The 18,099-nt window shown below is 71.5% G+C and carries 15 protein-coding genes; 7 read left to right on the top strand and 8 right to left on the bottom strand.

Translation table 11 applies throughout. The annotated features are described in order from the left end of the window. Positions 1 to 12: 12 nt before the first annotated feature. Positions 13 to 261: a WhiB family transcriptional regulator gene (locus JNB61_RS09985; protein ID WP_018171995.1), complete on the bottom strand. Its 249-nt coding sequence runs from the start codon at positions 259 to 261 to the stop codon at positions 13 to 15. A 246-nt stretch (positions 262 to 507) separates the two neighbouring features. Between JNB61_RS09985 and JNB61_RS09980 the strand changes: the two genes are divergently transcribed. Continuing rightward, positions 508 to 930, top strand: a complete 423-nt coding sequence (locus JNB61_RS09980) for a histidine kinase (RefSeq protein ID WP_220339492.1) — start codon at positions 508 to 510, stop codon at positions 928 to 930. Positions 931 to 964: 34 nt separating this feature from the next. Here JNB61_RS09980 and bcp read toward each other — a convergent pair whose 3' ends face one another. The 3 genes from bcp to aroA all read right to left on the bottom strand — a co-directional run bounded on the left by bcp (position 965) and on the right by aroA (position 3,981). Continuing rightward, on the bottom strand, positions 965 to 1,435 hold the full coding sequence (bcp, locus tag JNB61_RS09975; RefSeq protein WP_220339491.1) for a thioredoxin-dependent thiol peroxidase: 471 nt from the start codon (positions 1,433 to 1,435) through the stop codon (positions 965 to 967). Between the two features lie 9 nt (positions 1,436 to 1,444). Then, on the bottom strand, positions 1,445 to 2,524 hold the full coding sequence (gene rsgA, locus JNB61_RS09970) for a ribosome small subunit-dependent GTPase A (RefSeq protein WP_220288202.1): 1,080 nt from the start codon (positions 2,522 to 2,524) through the stop codon (positions 1,445 to 1,447). Between the two features lie 83 nt (positions 2,525 to 2,607). Continuing rightward, positions 2,608 to 3,981 (bottom strand): 3-phosphoshikimate 1-carboxyvinyltransferase, encoded by a 1,374-nt coding sequence (gene aroA / locus JNB61_RS09965; RefSeq protein ID WP_223214746.1) that lies wholly within the window; start codon positions 3,979 to 3,981, stop codon positions 2,608 to 2,610. Positions 3,982 to 4,149: 168 nt separating this feature from the next. Between aroA and JNB61_RS09960 the strand changes: the two genes are divergently transcribed. Both JNB61_RS09960 and JNB61_RS09955 read left to right on the top strand, forming a co-directional pair. Continuing rightward, positions 4,150 to 4,767 (top strand): sigma-70 family RNA polymerase sigma factor, encoded by a 618-nt coding sequence (locus tag JNB61_RS09960; RefSeq protein ID WP_201448806.1) that lies wholly within the window; start codon positions 4,150 to 4,152, stop codon positions 4,765 to 4,767. Continuing rightward, positions 4,764 to 5,006, top strand: a complete 243-nt coding sequence (locus JNB61_RS09955) for a zf-HC2 domain-containing protein (protein ID WP_045297433.1) — start codon at positions 4,764 to 4,766, stop codon at positions 5,004 to 5,006. Before JNB61_RS09960 ends, JNB61_RS09955 begins: the two co-directional genes overlap by 4 nt. Positions 5,007 to 5,023: 17 nt before the next feature. Here JNB61_RS09955 and JNB61_RS09950 read toward each other — a convergent pair whose 3' ends face one another. Beyond that, a complete protein-coding gene (locus JNB61_RS09950) occupies positions 5,024 to 5,929 on the bottom strand; it encodes a diacylglycerol kinase (RefSeq protein ID WP_220339490.1) in 906 nt (301 codons plus the stop codon). Continuing rightward, positions 5,926 to 7,599, bottom strand: coding sequence for an FAD-binding oxidoreductase (locus JNB61_RS09945; RefSeq protein ID WP_220339489.1), 1,674 nt, complete (start codon positions 7,597 to 7,599; stop codon positions 5,926 to 5,928). The genes JNB61_RS09950 and JNB61_RS09945 overlap by 4 nt, the downstream gene beginning before the upstream one ends. 34 nt (positions 7,600 to 7,633) lie before the next feature. Between JNB61_RS09945 and JNB61_RS09940 the strand changes: the two genes are divergently transcribed. The 3 genes from JNB61_RS09940 to JNB61_RS09930 all read left to right on the top strand — a co-directional run bounded on the left by JNB61_RS09940 (position 7,634) and on the right by JNB61_RS09930 (position 11,359). Beyond that, a complete protein-coding gene (locus JNB61_RS09940) occupies positions 7,634 to 8,221 on the top strand; it encodes a TetR/AcrR family transcriptional regulator (protein WP_220339488.1) in 588 nt (195 codons plus the stop codon). 11 nt (positions 8,222 to 8,232) lie between these two features. Beyond that, positions 8,233 to 9,777 (top strand): glycerol-3-phosphate dehydrogenase/oxidase, encoded by a 1,545-nt coding sequence (locus JNB61_RS09935; protein ID WP_308291244.1) that lies wholly within the window; start codon positions 8,233 to 8,235, stop codon positions 9,775 to 9,777. 187 nt (positions 9,778 to 9,964) lie between these two features. Continuing rightward, complete coding sequence (locus JNB61_RS09930; protein WP_220339486.1) at positions 9,965 to 11,359, top strand: APC family permease; 1,395 nt, start codon at positions 9,965 to 9,967, stop codon at positions 11,357 to 11,359. Positions 11,360 to 11,392: 33 nt separating this feature from the next. On the opposite strand, the gene JNB61_RS09925 is transcribed toward JNB61_RS09930, so the two are convergent. Then, complete coding sequence (locus JNB61_RS09925) at positions 11,393 to 15,109, bottom strand: multifunctional oxoglutarate decarboxylase/oxoglutarate dehydrogenase thiamine pyrophosphate-binding subunit/dihydrolipoyllysine-residue succinyltransferase subunit (protein WP_220339485.1); 3,717 nt, start codon at positions 15,107 to 15,109, stop codon at positions 11,393 to 11,395. Between the two features lie 178 nt (positions 15,110 to 15,287). Between JNB61_RS09925 and JNB61_RS09920 the strand changes: the two genes are divergently transcribed. Next, positions 15,288 to 16,745 carry a GMP reductase gene (locus tag JNB61_RS09920; protein ID WP_220288196.1) on the top strand — a complete coding sequence of 486 codons (1,458 nt, stop codon included), beginning with the start codon at positions 15,288 to 15,290 and terminating at the stop codon, positions 16,743 to 16,745. A 53-nt stretch (positions 16,746 to 16,798) separates the two neighbouring features. On the opposite strand, the gene JNB61_RS09915 is transcribed toward JNB61_RS09920, so the two are convergent. Further along, on the bottom strand, positions 16,799 to 17,914 hold the full coding sequence (locus JNB61_RS09915) for a YihY/virulence factor BrkB family protein (protein ID WP_220288195.1): 1,116 nt from the start codon (positions 17,912 to 17,914) through the stop codon (positions 16,799 to 16,801). Between the last annotated feature and the right edge of the window lie 185 nt (positions 17,915 to 18,099).

Raw genomic sequence — 18,099 nt, 5'->3', positions numbered from 1 at the left:
GCGCCTTGAGGATCAGGAGGCGCGGCGCGCGCGGGCGGCGCGGCGCTTGAGGGCGCGGCGCTCGTCCTCGGAGAGCCCGCCCCACACGCCCGAGTCCTGGCCGGTCTCGAGGGCGTACTGAAGGCAGATCTCGGTGACGGTGCAGCGTGCGCACACCGACTTGGCCTTCTCGATCTGATCGACGGCCGGTCCGGTGTTCCCCACGGGGAAGAACAGTTCGGGGTCGACGGTCAGGCAGGCGGCCTTGTCGCGCCAGTCCATGGTGGTGCTCCTTGTGACAGAGGGGTGGGGATGAGGGGCCCGGTTCGGGTCCGGTACCCTGTGGGATGTGCGAGAAGATCTCGCCCCACGTCGCTGTGGGAGCACACGGCTTCACCAATCGTCCCATAGCGGTTTACCTGAATCAAGGGTTCATCGGCGGGTTTGTGTAGGACTTGCTGAGTGTTCCCCGGGGGCAATGGAGGGTTCGCACAAACCGCTGTCGGGGGAAGAAGGAGTCGACGGAGAATGCGGACAAATCTGTCCGGAAGGATCGCCGCAGTGCTGGTGGGGATCGAGGGACTCGGGCTCGCCGCGCTCACGGTCCGCGAGATCGTCGCGATCGCCTCGGGCGACACCGGCTCGATGGAGAGTGCGATCGCCCTGGCCGTGCTCACGCTCGTCGGCGCCGCCGCGGTGATCGCGTTCGCGTTCGCGATCTGGGGCGGGCAGTCGTGGGGCCGTTCGGGCGGCATCGTCACGCAGCTGCTGATCCTCGCCGTCGCCTTCGGCGCCGCCACCGGCGCGTTCGCCGTTCCTGCAGTGGCCCTTGCGCTCGCCGCTCCGGCTCTCGTCGTGCTGGTGCTGCTCGTCATCGCCGTGCGAGACGCCGGCCGCGCCGCGCGCCGTCAGCGCGATGAGGAGGCAGGCGGACAAGCCCCGGGGGCTTAGGCGCCCGCTCCGACCCGCCGGGCCAGGACCGCTCTCAGACGCCCAGGAGCGTTCGCACGCGCGCGACGTGGCCGGTCGCCCGCACGTTGTACAGCGCGTGCGTGATGCGGCCCTTCTCGTCGATGACGAAGGTCGAGCGGATGACGCCCATGAAGGTCTTGCCGTAGTTCGTCTTCTCGCCCCACGCGGCGTACTTCTCGAGCACCTTGTGGCCGGGGTCGCTCAGCAGGTCGTAGGTGAGAGCGTCGCGCTCCTTGAACCGTCGGAGCTTCTCGGGCTCGTCGGGAGAGATGCCGAGCACCGTGTACCCGGCCGCCTGGAGCGGGGCGAGGCTGTCGCGGAAGTCGCACGCCTCCTTGGTGCAGCCCGGGGTCATCGCCGCCGGATAGAAGAACAGGATCACCCGTCCGCCCCGCAGATCCTTGAGCGTCACGGCCTGCTCGTCCTGGTCGGGGAGCGTGAAGGCAGGGGCGAGGGAACCGGGTTCGAGGCGCGTCGTGGTCACCGTCCCACTCTAGGTGGCGGAGTCCTGGGCCTTCTTCGCGAACGTCTCGAGCAGACGCTGCAGGGAGTCGAGGCGGGCGGCGCCGCCCGGGCCGAGCCGGCCCGCCTCGACAGCCTCGACGATGGCGCAGTCCGGGGCGTCGGGCAGATGCGTGCAGCCGCGCGGGCAGTCCTCGGCGATCTGGGCGAGGTCGGTGAAGGCGCGCAGGATGTTGGCGGGATCGACATGGCCGAGGCCGAACGAGCGCACGCCGGGAGTGTCGATGACCCAGCCGTTGCCCCGAACCCCGCCGTCGAGCGCCTCCCCGCGGTAGCGCAGTGACACGGTCGAGCTCGACGTGTGCCGCCCGCGTCCGGTCACGACGTTGACGTGCCCGGTCGCGCGTTTCGCGTCGGGAACGAGCGCGTTGACGAGCGTCGACTTGCCGACGCCCGAGTGCCCGACGAACACCGTCGAGTGGCCGACGAGCGCCGCGCCGATCCGCTCGAGGGGCATCTGCTCGCGCCCGCTCGTGAACACCTCGAGGTCGAGGCCGTCGAAGTGCGCGAGGAACTCGGCGGGATCGGCGAGGTCGGTCTTCGTCACGACGAGGAGAGGACGGATGCCGGCATCCAGCGCGGCGACGAGATAGCGGTCGACGAGCCTCGGCCGCGGCTCCGGGTCGGCAGCAGCGACGACGACGAGCATCTGGTCGGCGTTGGCGACGATGACGCGCTCGACCTGGTCGGTGTCGTCGGCGCTGCGGCGCAGCAAGGAGGTGCGGTCCTCGATGCCGACGATGCGTGCGAGCGTGCCCTCGTCACCCGACGCGTCGCCGACCACGCGGGCCCGGTCGCCCGTGACGATCGGGGTCTTGCGGAGTTCCCGCGCGCGGGCGGCGAGCACCGTGCGCTCGGTCGGGAGGTCCTCGTCCACGAGCACCGTGTAGCGTCCGCGGTCGACGCCGAGCACGCGCGCGATCTCGGCGTCGCTGTGCGCCGGGCGGCGCTTGGTGCGAGGACGATTCGCCTTCGGGTTCGGGCGGACCCGGACGTCAGCCTCGTCGAACTCCGGTTCGTCGTCGTCGTCGAGGTCGTCGAGCCAGCTCACGGTGTCGTCCCGCTCATACGGTCATTCCGGGTCGGTCTGCGCTGCTCATCCCGATCGCTCCGCGAACCCATGCACGCGCCTTCTCACGAGGCGCGCATCGTCTCCTCGGGGAACCCGCCGTCGGCGTGCTCGCCGTCGAGCATCCGCTGCCAGATCTGCGGGAACTCGGGCATCGTCTTGGCGGTCGTGCCGATGTCGTCGACCTCGACGCCGGGCACGGCCAGGCCGATGAGCGCGCCCGTGGTCGCCATGCGGTGGTCATGGTACGCGTGCCAGGTCCCGCCGCGGAGCGGGCGGGGCACGATGCGGATGCCGTCGGGCAGCTCCTCGGCCTCACCGCCGAGGCTGCGCAGCTCCGCGACGAGGGCTGCGATGCGGTCGGTCTCGTGACCGCGGATGTGTCCGATGCCGTGCAGCGTGGACGGGGAGTCGGCGAAGGCCGTGAGTGCGAAGATCGTGGGGGTCAACTCGCCGGCGGCCGACAGGTCGAGATCGACGCCCTGAATGGCCGAGCCGGCGGTGACGGTCAGCGCGCCGCCGCGGCGCACCACGCGGGCGCCCATGAGGGAGAGGATCTCCGTGAGCATCGCGCCGGGCTGGGTGGAGTGCGCGGGCCAGCCGGTGACCGAGACGGAGCCGCCCGCGACCATCGCCGCCGCGAGGAAGGGCGCCGCGTTCGAGAGGTCGGGCTCGATCGCGACGTCCTTGCCGCGGACCGGGCCGGCCGGCACGATCCACTCGCCGACACCCGGACGCTCGACGTGCACGCCGCGGTGTCCGAGAGCTTCGACGGTCATGTCGATGTGGGGGATGCTCGGCAGGCGCTCGCCGGAGTGGCGCAGCTGCAGGCCGACGTCGAAGCGGGGCGCCGCGAGCAGCAGGCCGGAGACGAACTGGCTCGACGCGCTGGCGTCGATCGTCACTTCGCCGCCGCGGACGTGGCCGTGACCGCGGACGATGAAGGGGAGGGCCCAGTGGCCGCCGTCGTCGATGTCGACGCCGACGTCGCGCAGCGCGGTGATCATGGCGCCCATCGGGCGATGCAGCGCGCTCTCGTGCGCCGTGAGGGTGACGTCTCCACGGGCGAAGCCGCCGAGGCCGGCGACGAAGCGCATGACCGTGCCGGCCTGACCGCAGTCCACCACCGTGTCGCCGCGCAGCGGCCACACCGGAGTCACCTCGATGTCGTCCCCATAGATGCCGGTGCCCCCGACGAGCTCGACGCCGACGCCCAGCGAGCGCAGCGCGTCGATCATCCGCGCGGAGTCATCCGAGTGCAGCGGCGAGATCAGACGGCTCGGTCCGTCGGCGAGCGCGGCGAGGATCAGCTCGCGATTGGTCAGCGATTTCGAGCCGGGAACGGTCACCGTGGCGTGCAATGCGCCGTCCGCGACGGGCGCGGGCCAGTGGCCGCGCCCCATCGGCGCGGAGGGCGGGGAATACGCGTCGGCTGTCATCGGGTTCTACCCTACTGAACCCGGTGGGGACCAGCCGGGAGCAACCTACCTGAGCGGAGCCGGATGTTCGCCACTCTCGTGCGTCTCGATCACGAGGCGCCCCTCCTCGCCGGGCGTGACGCGCACGTCCCAGGTGCCCGGCAAGGGCCCCCCGTAGACTTGCGCGTGATGAGCGACTCGACCGACAAGGCTGCCGTGGCGGACCAGGACCAGGATCCCCGCGCGCAGTTCGAAGAGCAGGCGCTGCCCTTCATGGATCAGCTGTACGCCGCGGCCATGCGGATGACCCGCAACCCCGCCGACGCGGCGGACCTCGTGCAGGAGACCTTCGTCAAGGCGTTCGCCTCGTGGAAGACCTTCACGCAGGGCACGAACCTCAAGGCGTGGCTGTACCGCATCCTGACGAACACCTACATCAACACCTACCGCAAGAAGCAGCGCGAGCCGTACCAGGGCACGATCGACGACCTCGAGGACTGGCAGCTCGGCGGTGCCGAGTCGACAACCGCGACGAGCACGCGCTCGGCGGAGGCCGAGGCGATCGACCACATGCCCGCCTCGGTCGTGAAGGACGCGCTGCAGTCCATCCCGGAGGACTTCCGGCTGGCGGTGTACCTCGCCGACGTCGAGGGCTTCGCCTACCAGGAGATCGCCGACATCATGAAGACCCCCATCGGCACGGTCATGAGCCGTCTGCACCGTGGCAGGCGGATGCTGCGTGAGCTGCTGGCCGATTACGCGAAAGAGCGCGGCATCACCCCCGCCGCCACAAGGAGCACGAAATGACCGACTGCGGCTGTGAGAAGGCCCGGCGCGACCTGGAGGAGTACCTGCGCCACGAGGTCTGCAAGACCGAGCAGAGCGACATCGCCGAGCACCTGGCGAACTGCGAGGGCTGCCGCGACGAGGCGCTTGTCGCGACCACGCTGACCGAGGTGCTGGCCCGGGCCTGCAAGGAGAGCGCGCCCGAAGAGCTGCGCGACCAGGTGCTCGCCAAGCTGAGGGCGGTCCAGGCGGCTCACTGATGCCGCTGCGCTCCGCGTCAGCCGGCGGGCGTGAAGATCGTGAGGGCCCCGGGCACCACATCGACGGCCAGCGGCAGCGCGCCGATCGGGTCGCCGTCCGCATAGGCCGTCACGGCCGGTGACGCCAGCCGAACCGAGCGCACCCGTCGCATCGAGACCTCCGGCGCACCGGCGTGCGTACCCTGGTACACCCGGGGGAGCAGGCGCAGGAGACGCACACGCCCCGCCGGGCGCACGAGCACGAGGTCGAGCAGTCCGTCAGCGGGGTCGGCATCGGGACAGATCGGGATGCCGCCGCCGTAGGTGCGCCCGTTGCCCACGGTGGCCATCACCAGATCGCCGCGCACCTCTTCGCGCGTGCCGTCGGCGAGTTCGAGCTCCACGTCATACGGGATGCCGGCGAGCGTCAGGAACTCGACGAGGATCGCGATGTTGTATCGTGAGCCGCCGCGCGGCCACCGCATCGCGTTGGCGCGGTCGTTGACCTTCGAGTCGAACCCGCTGGCGAGCACGGATCCGTAATACCGCGTCGATCCGTCCTCGCGGGTGACGCGCGCGAGGTCGATCGCCCGGGTGGCGCCTGCGGCGATCGCGTCGGCCGCCGCAGGGACGTCGAGCTCTCGCAGGCCGAGCGTCGCCGCGAAGTCGTTGCCGGTGCCGGACGGCACGATGCCGAGCGGGGTGCCGGTGCACGCGACCTCCTGGATCGCGAGGTTCACGGTGCCGTCGCCGCCCGCGACGACGACGGCGTCGACGCCGACCTCGATCGCGGCTCGCAGCAGCGCGGACGACTCGGCCGCGCTGCCGCCGCTCAGCATCGACGTCTGCACGCCCTGCGCGCGGAGGCGGTCCGCGGCCTTCGTGGCGGCGCCGGTGTGCGCGCCCCCGCGGGCCGCGGGGTTGACGAGCAGCGCGACCTTCATGCGCGCGCCGCAGCGTCCCCAACGGGGGCGACCAGTGCGCCGGGATTCATGATGCCCCGGGGATCGAGCACGCTCTTCACCGCGCGCAGCACCTCGACGCCGAGCGGGCCGATCTCCGCCTCGAGATACGGCCGATGATCCCGCCCCACGGCGTGATGGTGGGTGATGGTTCCGTGGGCGTCGACGATCGCGCGGGACGCGGCATCCTTCGCCCTCATCCACTGGGTCTCAGGATCGTCGGTGAGGGCCGCGACGACGGTGAAGTAGAGCGATGCGCCCGCGGGGTACACGTGCGAGATGTGGCACAGCACGATCGGCTTCGTGCCGGAGGCGGCGAGGCTCTCGGTCAGGGCGGCGGCGACGGCGCCCTTGAGCGCGGGCAGGTTCGCCCACGTCGTCGCGGTCTCCAGGGTCTCGGCGAGGACGCCGACGTCCATGAGGGTGTCGCGCAGCGCCGGAGAGGCGAACCGGCCGCGCTCCCACGATCGCGCCGGATCCTCCCCGCGCGAGGTCGCGCCGTGCGCTCGGAAGACCGCGTCGAGCGCATCGCGTGTGGCCTCGGCCTCGGCGGCGGTCGCCCCTTCGAACGTCGCGACGGCCAGGCTTCCGCGCATCCGGGTGAGATGTCCGCCCATCGCGGCGTTCACGCGCGTCTCGGTCTCGTCGCTCAGCCGCAGGACGGTGGGACGGATGCCGCGCTGCGTGGCGTCGCGCACCGCCGCTGCTCCCGCGGCGAAGTCCGGGAACGACCACGCGCGGTACGCCGTGGCCGCGGGCACGGGCCGGATGCGGACCGTGACCTCGGTGAGGACGCCGAACGCACCCTCGGAGCCGAGGAAGAGCTCGCGCAGGTCGGGGCCGGCCGCGCTCGCGGGCGAGCGTCCGAGGTCGAGGTCGCCCGCGGGGGTCGCGACGCGCAGCGCGTGGACGAGGTCGTCGAAGCGGCCGTAGCCGCGCGAGGCCTGACCGCTCGAGCGGGTCGCGGCGTACCCGCCGATCGATGCGTACAGGAAGCTCTGCGGAAAGTGGCCGAGGGTGAACCCTCGGGCGCCGAGGAGCTCCTCCGCCTGCGGACCGGTGGTGCCGGCGCCGAACGTCGCGAGAAGGGACACCTCGTCGAGGGCGAGGAGGGCCGCCGTGCGGCTGAGATCGAGCGCGACCACCGCCCGGTGCGCGCCGCGCACCGGGTCGACGCCGCCCACGACAGAGGTGCCGCCTCCGAACGGCACGACCGCGATGCCCCGATCGGCGCATACGCGCAGCGCCTGTGCGACCTCGTCGTGGGCGCTGGGGGAGACCACCGCGTCCGGTGCCGTCTGCGGCTCGTCGAGGCGCCGCCGGAGCAGGTCGGGCGTGCTCTTGCCGCCGAGGTGCAGCATGCGCACCGCATCGTCGCGGGTCGCCGCATCGGCGCCGACCACTGCGGCGAGGGCGGCGAGGTCGTCGTCGGGCAGCAGCGACGGCGTGAGGACGGGTGCGGCGCGGTGTGGCACGGGGTGGGCTTTGCCCGGCAGCAGCGTCGCGACGATCGCCTTCGCGCCGGCGGGCAGGCGGGCGGGCTCGGACCCCCACGCATCCCAGTCGCCGCGCGGTCGGGGCGTCGGGATCGCGAGGGCACGCGCCGGGTTCGCGGGGTCGCCGGGGGAGTCGGTGTGCGCCGTCGCAGCCATGGCGACAGTATGACACATTCTGTATGGTTGTCACATGGCCGATGGAGTGCCCGACACCGAGACCGCGATCCTCGACGCCGCGCTCGCCGAAGTGCTGGCGCACGGCATCCGCCGGACGACCGCGTCCGACATCGCGCGTCGGTGCGGCATCGCCCGCCAGACCCTCTACCGCTACTGGCCCGATGCGCAGGCGGTGTTCGCCGCCCTCATCACGCGGGAGCTCGTCGCCGCGCTTCCCGGCGAGGCGCGGGACTCCGCCGACCTCGACGAGCTCGTCGCGCTGCTCGTCGAGACCGCCGACCGCGTGCGTCGCCTGCCCCTCGTCGACCGGCTGCGCGACACCGACCCCGAGCTGTTCGCTCGGTACATCCTCGACCGGCTGGGCACGAGCCAGCGCGCGATCCATGCGGAGACCGCCCGGCGCGTCGCCGCGGGCCAGCGTGCCGGGTTCGTCCGGGCGGGCGATCCGCCCCAGCTCGCAGCCATGGTTCTGCTGATCGCGCAGTCCGCGGTGCAGTCCGCCCCGCTCGTCGCCGAGTGGCTTCCCGAGCCCTCCTGGCGCGCCGAGCTCACCCACGCGCTGCGGGGCTACCTCGCACCGGCCCTCGGGGGGCGGCGATGAAGACGCGGATCGTGGGGCGCACACCCCGCCCGTCGGCCCTGTCGGCCGCGCGACGCGCGCGCGAGCTGGACGCCCTCGCCGACGAGCGCGAGATCGACGTGCTCGTCATCGGCGGCGGCATCACCGGCGCGGGGATCGCGTTGGATGCTGCGAGCCGGGGTCTGCGCACGGTTCTCGTCGAGCGGCACGACCTCGCGCACGGCACCAGCCGTTTCAGCTCCAAGCTCGTGCACGGCGGCCTGCGCTACCTCGCGTCGGGGCAGGTGGGGATCGCGCACGAGAGCGCGACAGAGCGCCACATCCTCCTCACCCGCACGGCGCCCCACCTCACGCGCGCGCTCGCGCAGGTGGTGCCTCTTCACGAGCCCGGCCACGTCGCGCGCGCAGCGTTCGTCGGCATGGGGTACGAGCTCGGCGACGGCCTGCGCCGCGCGGTCGGAACGCCGGGAACGCTGCTGCGGGCGCCCGGTGTCATCGGCTCCGCCGCGACGCTCGCCCTCGCTCCGGCCGTTCGCGCCGATGGACTTCGCGGCGGCGTGCGCGGGTGGGACGGGCAGCTCATCGACGACGCCCGTCTCGTCGTCGCTGTCGCACGGACGGCCGCCGGGTACGGGGCATCCGTTCTCACCCGTGTCGAAGCCGCCGCGGTCTCCGGACGCGAGGCGACCCTGCGCGACCTCGTGACGGGCGCGACGCTGAACGTGCACGCGCGCGCCGTCGTGAGTGCGACGGGGGTGTGGGCGGGGGAGCTGGACCACGACGTGCGGCTGCGGCCGAGCCGCGGCACCCACCTCGTGGTGTCGACCGCACGCCTCGGCGGATCGGACGTGTCGCTGACCGTGCCGGTCCCCGGCTCTTCGAGCCGGTTCGTCTTCACGCTCCCCGCGCAGCACGGCCGCACCTACATCGGCCTCACCGACGTGCCCGCCGACGGCCCGATCCCCGACGTGGCGCACGCGACCGAGGCCGAGATCGACGTGCTCCTCGGCACGGTCAACACCGTGCTGGAGGAGCCCCTGGCTCGCAGCGACGTGCTCGCGACCTTCGCCGGCCTGCGTCCGCTCCTCGCCGCTCGGGACGACCACGACACCAGCGACCTCTCCCGCCGCCACGCGATCATCGAGTCGGCGAGCGGCGTGCTCAGCGTCGTCGGCGGCAAGCTCACGACCTACCGGCGGATGGCCGAGGACGCCGTCGACGCCGTCATCCGGCGCGACCCGGGGTTCGCCTCCCGCCCCTCGCCCACCCGCGCGGTCCCGCTGGTGGGCGCGTGGCCCCGGCATCGCCTGGGCGAGATCGCCGCGGCCCCGCGTCTGGTGCGCCGCTTCGGCGCCGAGGCGCCCTTCGCGGCCGCCCTCCCTCCAGGGCCGTCGGCGGCGTGCGGCGTGACTGCGCAGGAGCTCGAGTGGGGCGTCGCGGTCGAGGGCGCCCTGGGCATCGCCGACCTTCTCGACCGGCGCACGCGCCTGGGCCTCGTCCAGGCCGACCGGGATGCGTCGACGGATGCTGCCACCGCCGCCTTCGCTCGCGCCGGCGTGGAGCCGATCGAGCAGTGACCCGCGCCCTGCCCGGCTTCCTCAGTTGAGGTGCAGTGCCGAGATGAGCGCCGACACGCCGTCGCCGGGTCCGCATCTCGACGCAGAACCTCGATTGAGGATCGCGCCCGGGCGGTTGGCAGGAATCCGCTCCAGGTCGGCGGCGTAGGCGCGGCCGGGTGTCGCAGGCGCCGGGCACACTGAGACGGTGACTCACAGCGGCACGCACGGCGGACTCGGCGTCGTCCAGGGCACGGCGCTCTACATCGCGTCGGTGCTGGGTACCGGGCTCCTCGTCCTCCCCGGCCTCGCGGCAGACGTGGCGGGTCCGGCATCGATCGTGTCGGTGCTCGCGGTGATCGTGCTCGCCGTGCCGCTCGCGGGCACGTTCGCCGCGCTCGCCGCACGCTACCCCGACCCCGGCGGCGTCGCCAGCTACGTGCGCCGTGCGCTCGGCCGCACGGCAGCCCGCGCCACGGGGTACTGGTTCTACTTCGGCGTGGCCGCCGGCTTCCCCGTGCTCGCCTTCCTCGGCGCCGAGTACCTGACGGCGATCCTGCACATCGATCGCGTCGCGGTGCCGATCCTCGTGTTCGCGATCCTCATCCCGCCGTTCGCCGTCAACATGCTCGGCGTGCGCGTGGCCGGCTGGGTGCAGTTCGTGCTGACCGGACTCCTCGTCGGCATCGTCGTCTTCGTCGTCGCCACGGCCCTTCCCGCGGTCGAGGCGTCGAGCTTCACCCCGTTCCTGCCCCACGGCTGGGCGGGCGTCGGCACCGCGATCAGCCTCTTCGTGTGGGCGTTCGCCGGCTGGGAGGTCGGCACGCACATCTCGGGAGAGTTCCGCGACCCCCGACGCAGCATCCCGATCGCCACCGCGATCGCGCTCGTGGTGACGGGCCTCGCGTATCTGCTGCTGCAGGTGGTCACGGTGGGCGTGCTCGGCGAGGAGGCCGGCGCCGGCGCGGTGCCGCTGCTCGCGCTCGCCGAGGCCGTGGCCCCCGGATTCGGGCCGACGGCCATCGGCGCTGTCGCGGCGATCGTCGTGCTCGGCGTGATGAACGCCTACCTCGCCGCGTTCCGAAAGCTGGGCGCTTCGCTCGCGTCGTCGGGTGATCTGCCCCGCGCGCTCGCACCGGGTGCCGAGTCGGGCGGCGTGCCGCGGCGCGCCCTGCTGCTGACGTTCGCCATCGCGATGGTCTACTGCGCGATCGCGCTCGCCACCGGCGGCGACCTGCAGACGTTCATCCTGATCCACACCAGCAACATGGTCTCGATCTACGCCGCCGGCATGATCGCCGCGGCCCTGATCCTGCCGCGCTTCACGGCGGGCTGGTTCATGGCGGTCGTAGCGGCGGTGCTGTCGATCGGCCTGCTGCTGCTGGCCGGAGCGAACCTGCTCCCCGCGGCGGTGCTCGCGCTGGCGGCGATCCTCGTGACGGTCGTCAAGCGGCTGCGGCGCGCCTCGCGGCGCGTCGACGCGCTCGGTGACCAGACGAACGGTGCCGACCTGGCCGCAGACTCCGGGGCCCTCGTCGAGGTGAAGACGACGGCGGTCCCGGCGGAACGCGGTTCGGCCCTGGGCTCCTCAGCGAAGAGCTGAGTCCTCCAGGGCCGAACCGGCGCGATGCCGCGCCTACAGCATGAGCGCCTGCTGCATGATCGCGGCCTGCTCGGCAGCGTGCACCTTCGGCGAACCGGTCGCGGTCGATGCCGCCGACGCGCGCGAGACGCGGCTGATGGTGCGACCGTTGAGGTTCTTCACGACCTCGAGGGCGATGAACGGCCACGCGCCCTGGTTCTCGGGCTCGTCCTGCACCCACACCAGCTCGGCGTTCGGATACGAGTCGATGACCGCGTTGAGCTCGTCGACGGGGGCCGGGTAGAACTGCTCCAGCCGCACCAGGGCGATCTCGGGGTTCGGGTTCTTGTCGAGCTCGGCGCGCAGATCCCAGTGGATCTTGCCGGCGTGCAGCAGCACGCGCTTGACGGCGGACTTGTCGATTCTCCGGTCGTCGTCGATCACCGGCTCGAAGCGGCCGCTGAGGAAGTCCTCGACCGGGCTCGTCGCGCCGCGCAGCCGCAGCATCGCCTTCGGGGTGAAGACGATGAGCGGACGGCGCGGACGCGAGTACGCCTGGCGGCGCAGCAGGTGGAAGTACGACGCCGGGGTGGACGGCCGCGCGACCGTCATGTTGTCCTGCGCGCACATCTGCAGGTACCGCTCGATGCGGGCCGACGAGTGGTCGGGTCCCTGGCCCTCATAGCCGTGGGGGAGCAGCAGCACGACGCTCGACTGCTGGCCCCACTTCTGGTCGGCGGCCGAGATGTACTCGTCGATGACCGACTGGGCGCCGTTGGCGAAGTCGCCGAACTGGGCCTCCCACAGCACGAGGGAGTCGGCGCGCTCGACCGAGTAGCCGTATTCGAACGCCATGGCCGCGTACTCGCTCAGCAGCGAGTCGTAGACGTAGAAGCGCCCCTGGTCCTCGCTGAGGTTCGTGAGCGGGATCCACTCCTGGCCATTCGCGCGGTCGTGCAGCACCGCGTGGCGCTGCACGAACGTGCCGCGGCGCGCGTCCTGGCCGGCCAGGCGCACGTTGGTCTTCTCGAGCAGCAGCGAGCCGAACGCCAGCAATTCGCCGAATCCCCAGTCGATCGAGCCGTTGCGGCTCATGTCCAGCCGCTTGTCCAGCAGCTGCTGCAGCTTGGCGTGGACCGTGAAGCCGTTCGGCTTGTTCACGAACGTGTCGCCGATGAGGGAGACCATCTCGCGCGAGACGCCGGTCGTCGCCGGCTCACCGGTCGCAGGCTGCGCGCCCGCGTCGGCGACGAGGATGGGCGAGGAGCCCGTCTCGGCCGCGTGCGTCTCGGCGAACGCGATCTCGAGGCGGTTCTGGAAGTCCTGCTTGGCCTTCTCGTACTCTTCCTCGGTGATGTCGCCGCGACCGACGAGAGCCTCGGTGTAGAGGCGCCGCACCGAGCGCTTCGCCTCGATGAGGTTCGTCATGAGGGGCTGCGTCATCGACGGGTCGTCGCCCTCGTTGTGACCGCGACGGCGGTAGCAGACGAGGTCGACCACGACATCGCGGTGGAACCGCTCGCGGTAGGCGAACGCCAGCTGCGCGACACGGGTGACGGCCTCGGGGTCGTCGCCGTTCACGTGGAAGATCGGCGCCTGGATCGTCTTGGCGACATCGGTGGCGTACACCGAGGTGCGCGCGTCGGTGGGGGTCGTCGTGAAGCCGACCTGGTTGTTGACGACCACGTGCACGGTGCCGCCCGTGCGGTAGCCGCGCAGCTGCGACATCTGCAGCGTCTCGACCACGACGCCCTGCCCGGAGAAGGCCGCGTCGCCGTGGACGAGGATGGGCAGCCACGTGAAGGTGCCGATGGGCTTGCGATCCTGCTTGGCCCGGACGATGCCCTCGAGCACGCCGTCGACCGTCTCGAGGTGCGACGGGTTCGCGGCGAGGTAGACCGGCAGCTCGGACTCGTTGTCGGCGACGAAGGTCCCCTCGGTGCCGAGGTGGTACTTGACGTCGCCCGAGCCGCTCTTCGAGCCGATCGCGACGGACCCCTCGAACTCGCGGAACACCTGGCCGTACGTCTTGCCGGCGATGTTCGTCAGCACATTGAGGCGCCCGCGGTGCGCCATGCCGATGGCGGCGCCGTCGAGGCCCGCCTCGGCCGCGCCCTGCAGGATCTCGTCGAGGAGCGGGATCAGCGACTCGCCGCCCTCGAGGCTGAAGCGCTTCTGGCCGACGTACTTCGTCTGCAGGAACGTCTCGAACGCCTCGGCCTGGTTCAGCTTGTCGAGGATGCGCAGCTGCTCGTCGTGGCCCGGCTTCTGGTACTTGACCTCGACGTTCTCCTGGAACCACGCGCGCTGCGACGGGTCCTGGATGTGCATGTACTCGATGCCGATGGTGCGGCAGTAGGAGTCGCGCAGCACGCCGAGGATGTCGCGCAGCTTCATCTGGCGCTTGCCGCCGAACCCATTGGTGACGAACTCGCGGTCGAGGTCCCAGAAGGTCAGGCCGTGCTGCTCGATCTCGAGGTCGGGGTGCGTGCGCTGCACGTACTGGAGGGGGTCGGTGTCAGCCATGAGATGACCGCGGACGCGGAACGAGTTGATGAGCTCCTGCACGCGCGCGGTCTTGTCGACGCGCTCGGCGAGGTCGACGTTGATGTCGGATGCCCAGTGGATCGGCGCGTAGGGGATGCGCAGCGCGGCGAAGATGTCCTCGTAGAAGCTGCGCTGACCGATGAGCAGCTCGTGCACCTTCTTCAGGAACTCGCCGGAGCCGGCGCCCTGGATGACACGGTGGTCGTAGGTGCTGGTGAGCGTGATCGTCTTGCCGATCGCGAGCTCGTTCAGCGTCTTGTCGCTCGCGCCCTGGAACTCGGCGGGATACTCGAGCGCTCCCGCCCCGACGATGCAGCCCTGGCCCTTCATGAGACGCGGCACCGAGTGGACGGTGCCGATGCCGCCCGGGTTGGTCAGCGAGATCGTGGTGCCCTGGAAGTCGGCGGCGGTCAGCTTGTTGCCCCGCGCGCGGGTGACCAGGTCCTCATACGTCGTCAGGTACTCGTTGAACGTGAGCTGCTCGGCGCGCTTGATGCTCGGCACGAGCAGCGCACGGGTGCCGTCGGGCTTGGGCAGGTCGATCGCGATGCCGAGGTTGATGTGCGCAGGCGCCACGAGCGACGGCTTGCCGTCGATCTCGGCGTAGAACACGTTCTGGCTGGGGAACTCCTTGAGCGCCTGGATGATGGCCCAGCCGATGAGGTGGGTGAAGCTCACCTTGCCGCCGCGGGTGCGCGACATGTGGTTGTTGATGACGATGCGGTTGTCGATCATCAGCTTCGCGGGCACGGTGCGCACGCTCGTCGCCGTCGGCACGGTCAGCGACTCGTCCATGTTGGCGGCGAGCGTCTTCGGCATGCCGCGCAGCGTCGTGACCACGTCGGCGTCCGCCTCGCCGTCGGCAGCGGAGGGCTGGGCCTTCGGAGCCTGCGCCGGGATCGGCTGGGGCGCGGCCGGCCGCGCAGTCGTGCGCGCCACCGGCTGGCTGCCGATCACCGGGATCGGCGCCGTCACCGGGCGCGGCTCGGACGCCGTCGACGGTGTCGGCGGAGCCGCGGTCGCCGGGGCGGACGCAGCGGGTGCGGCGGCCTCCGTCGGTGCTGGGCCGTCGGTGGGGTGGTAGGCCTCGAGAACGGGCCACCACGCCTTGTCGACGGAGTTCCGGTCGATCTTGAACTGTTCGTACAGCTCCTCGACGAGCCACTCGTTGGCTCCGAACTCTCCCTCGTTCGAAACCCCGACGCCCGTCACCTGGCTCGACACGCTGAATCGCCTGCTTTCATCGGTGAAGTTCTGGGATGCGCGGGGGGCGCGAAACGCCCTCACACACGACGGTTAAGCCTAGCTCAGTCTGCGAGGGCCGTTCCGGTCTCAGCCCTGCGCGAACCTGAAAGAACCCGCATGATTATCCGCACAGGAACTGTCACTAACCTTGGCGGTCATGGAGTTCTACGGCGAAACCCCCGACGTCGACCTGACCTACTCGGACGTCTTCCTCGTCCCGCGGCGCTCGGCGATCACGAGCCGGCTCGACGTCGATCTCGCCCCGGGCGACGGGACGACGGCCACCCTCCCGCTCGTCTCGGCGAACATGAACTCCGTCACGGGAGCGCGCCTCGCCGCCACGCTCGCCCGGCGCGGAGGCCTCGGAGTGCTCCCGCAGGACATGCCGCTGCAGGAGCTCGACGCCGCGATCCGCTGGGTGAAGGCGCAGCCGGTCTCGTGGGACACGCCGCTCGTGCTGCCGCCGGACGCGACCGTCGCCGACGCGGCGCGGCTTCTTCCCGCGACCGAGGGGCACGGCATCGTGGTCGCCGACGCGTCCACGGGTCACGTCGACGCCGACGACATCCTCGGCGTCGTCCCGGCCACCCGTCTCGGCACGGCCCTGCCCGACGCGCGCCTGGGCGACCTGGCGCGCGGGCGCGCAGCATCCGTCGACGCCGACGACATCGAGAGCGCTCGCCATGCGTTCGACGTGATCGTCGCCGCTGAGGCCGAGACGGTCTGCGTGCTGCATCACGGGCACCTCGTCGGCACCCTCTCCCGCCGCAGCGCCCTGCGCTCGACGCTGTACCGGCCTGCGCTCGACGCGTCGGGGCGCCTCATCGTCGCCGCCGCGGTGGGCATCAACGGCGACGTCGCCGCGAAGGCGCAGGCGCTCGCCGGCGCGGGTGTCGACGTGCTCGTCGTCGACACCGCGCATGGCCACCAGGAGGGCATGCTCCGGGCGCTCCGCGCCGTCGCCGACCTCGACCTCGGCATCCCGATCGCGGCGGGCAACATCGTCAGCGCCGAGGGCGTGCACGACCTCGTCACCGCCGGGGCGACGATCCTCAAGGTCGGCGTGGGCCCGGGCGCCATGTGCACCACCCGCATGATGACCGCGGTCGGCCGCCCGCAGTTCTCCGCGGTGCTCGAGACGGCCGAGGCCGCACGCATCATGGGCGCGCACGTGTGGGCCGACGGCGGCGTCCGCTACCCGCGCGACGTCGCGCTGGCGCTCGCGGCGGGTGCGGCATCCGTCATGATCGGCTCCTGGTTCGCAGGGACCATCGAGGCACCGGGTGAGCTGCAGGTGGATGACGCCGGCCGCGCCTACAAGGAGTCGTGGGGCATGGCCTCGACGAAGGCCGTGCACGAGCGCTTCGGCCGGCTCGACCCGTACGAGCTCGCGCGCAAGGAACTCTTCGCCGAGGGCATCTCGTCGTCGAAGATCTACCTCGACCCGCTCCGGCCCGGACTCGAGGACCTGCTCGACATGATCACGTCGGGCGTACGGTCCTCCTTCACGTACGCCGGCGCCTCGACGGTCGCCGAGTTCCATGACCGCGCCCGCGTCGGCCTGCAGTCGGCGGCCGGCTACGAAGAGGGCAAGGCGCTTCCGGTCAGCTGGTAGGTGAGGACGGATGCCGCCTCCTCGCGGCATCCGCCCCGCTCAGGGTCTCCCGGTCAGCGCTTCTCGCCGGCGTCGCGTGTCCGTGCGACGGCGCGGTCGCCGTCGCCGGCGTCGTCGTCGCCGTCGTGCTGCTCGCGGATCCGCCGCCCCTCCTCGATGTCCTTGCGTTCCTTCTCCTCGGCCTTGTCGCTCTTGCGGGTGTCGCGCGGCGGCAGCTGGATGTCCTCCTCGGCGGCGATGCCCGCCTGCAGCTGTCGGCCACGCTCGAGCTCGGCGTCGAACTCCGCGCCGAACAGCAGGGCGATGTTCGCGATCCACAGCCACAGCAGGAAGATGATGACGCCGGCCAGGGACCCGTAGGTGCGGTCGTAGTTCGAGAAGTTCGCGACGTACAGGCCGAACAGCACCGACGCGACCACGAGGGTGAGGATCGCGAGCAGCGACCCGAGACTGATCCAGCGGAACTTCGGCTGCTTCGCATTGGGCGTCGCGTAGTAGAGGATCGCCACCATCAGCACCACGATGAACGCGAGCACCGGCCACTTCACGATCGACCAGACGGTGGTGGCCACCTCGCCCAGCCCCAGCGCCTCGCCGACCGCATCGGCCACCGGTCCCGACACGACGAGGATCACCAGCGCCACGACGATCAGCGCGACGCCGATCACCGTGATCAGCAGCTGTGCCGGCCGCAGCTTCCAGAACGGGCGCCCTTCGGGGATCTCGTACACCCGGTTCATCGCGCGGCTGAACGCCGCGACGTAACCGGAGGCCGACCAGATCGCGAGCAGCAGCCCGAGGACGAGTCCCCACCCCGCCGCGGGCGAGTCCGCCAGCTGCTCCAGCGGACCGCGGAGCGTGTCCGCCGCGTCCGGGGCGACACCCTCGACGACCCCCAGGATGGCGTCCGTTGCCTGCCCGTTGCGCGCGATCAGGCCGAAGATCGAGAAGACCGCGACGAGTCCCGGGAAGATCGCGAGCACGGAGTAATAGGTCAGCGCGGCGGCGATGTCGGTGCACTCGTCGGCAGAGAACTCGCGCGCCGTCTTCACGAAGACGTACTTCCACGAGCGCTTCTCGATCTCGCGGGGGCTGTCCGGTTTGTCGGGATGCTCCGGGCTCGGAGCGTTGCGGGGGTCTGTCTGCCGGTCGGCGCTCGTGTCGGTCATGCCGACAGCCTGGGCGCCGCCGTGCTCGGCCGCAGAGGGGGTTGACAGCGCCGGGTGATCCGGATGCCGCGGCGCGCGGCATCCGTCGCCCGCCAGGAATCGCGGGCAGGCGCCTGTCGTAGAATGGGCGGCACGATGGACGACCCTCCTAGTTGCAGACAATCGCCCCACCGACCCACCACCCC

Origin of the sequence: Microbacterium ureisolvens (assembly GCF_019511645.1) — a bacterium.
Taxonomy (GTDB): Bacteria; Actinomycetota; Actinomycetes; order Actinomycetales; family Microbacteriaceae; genus Microbacterium; species Microbacterium ureisolvens_A.
This window is presented reverse-complemented; position numbering and strand designations above follow the sequence as displayed.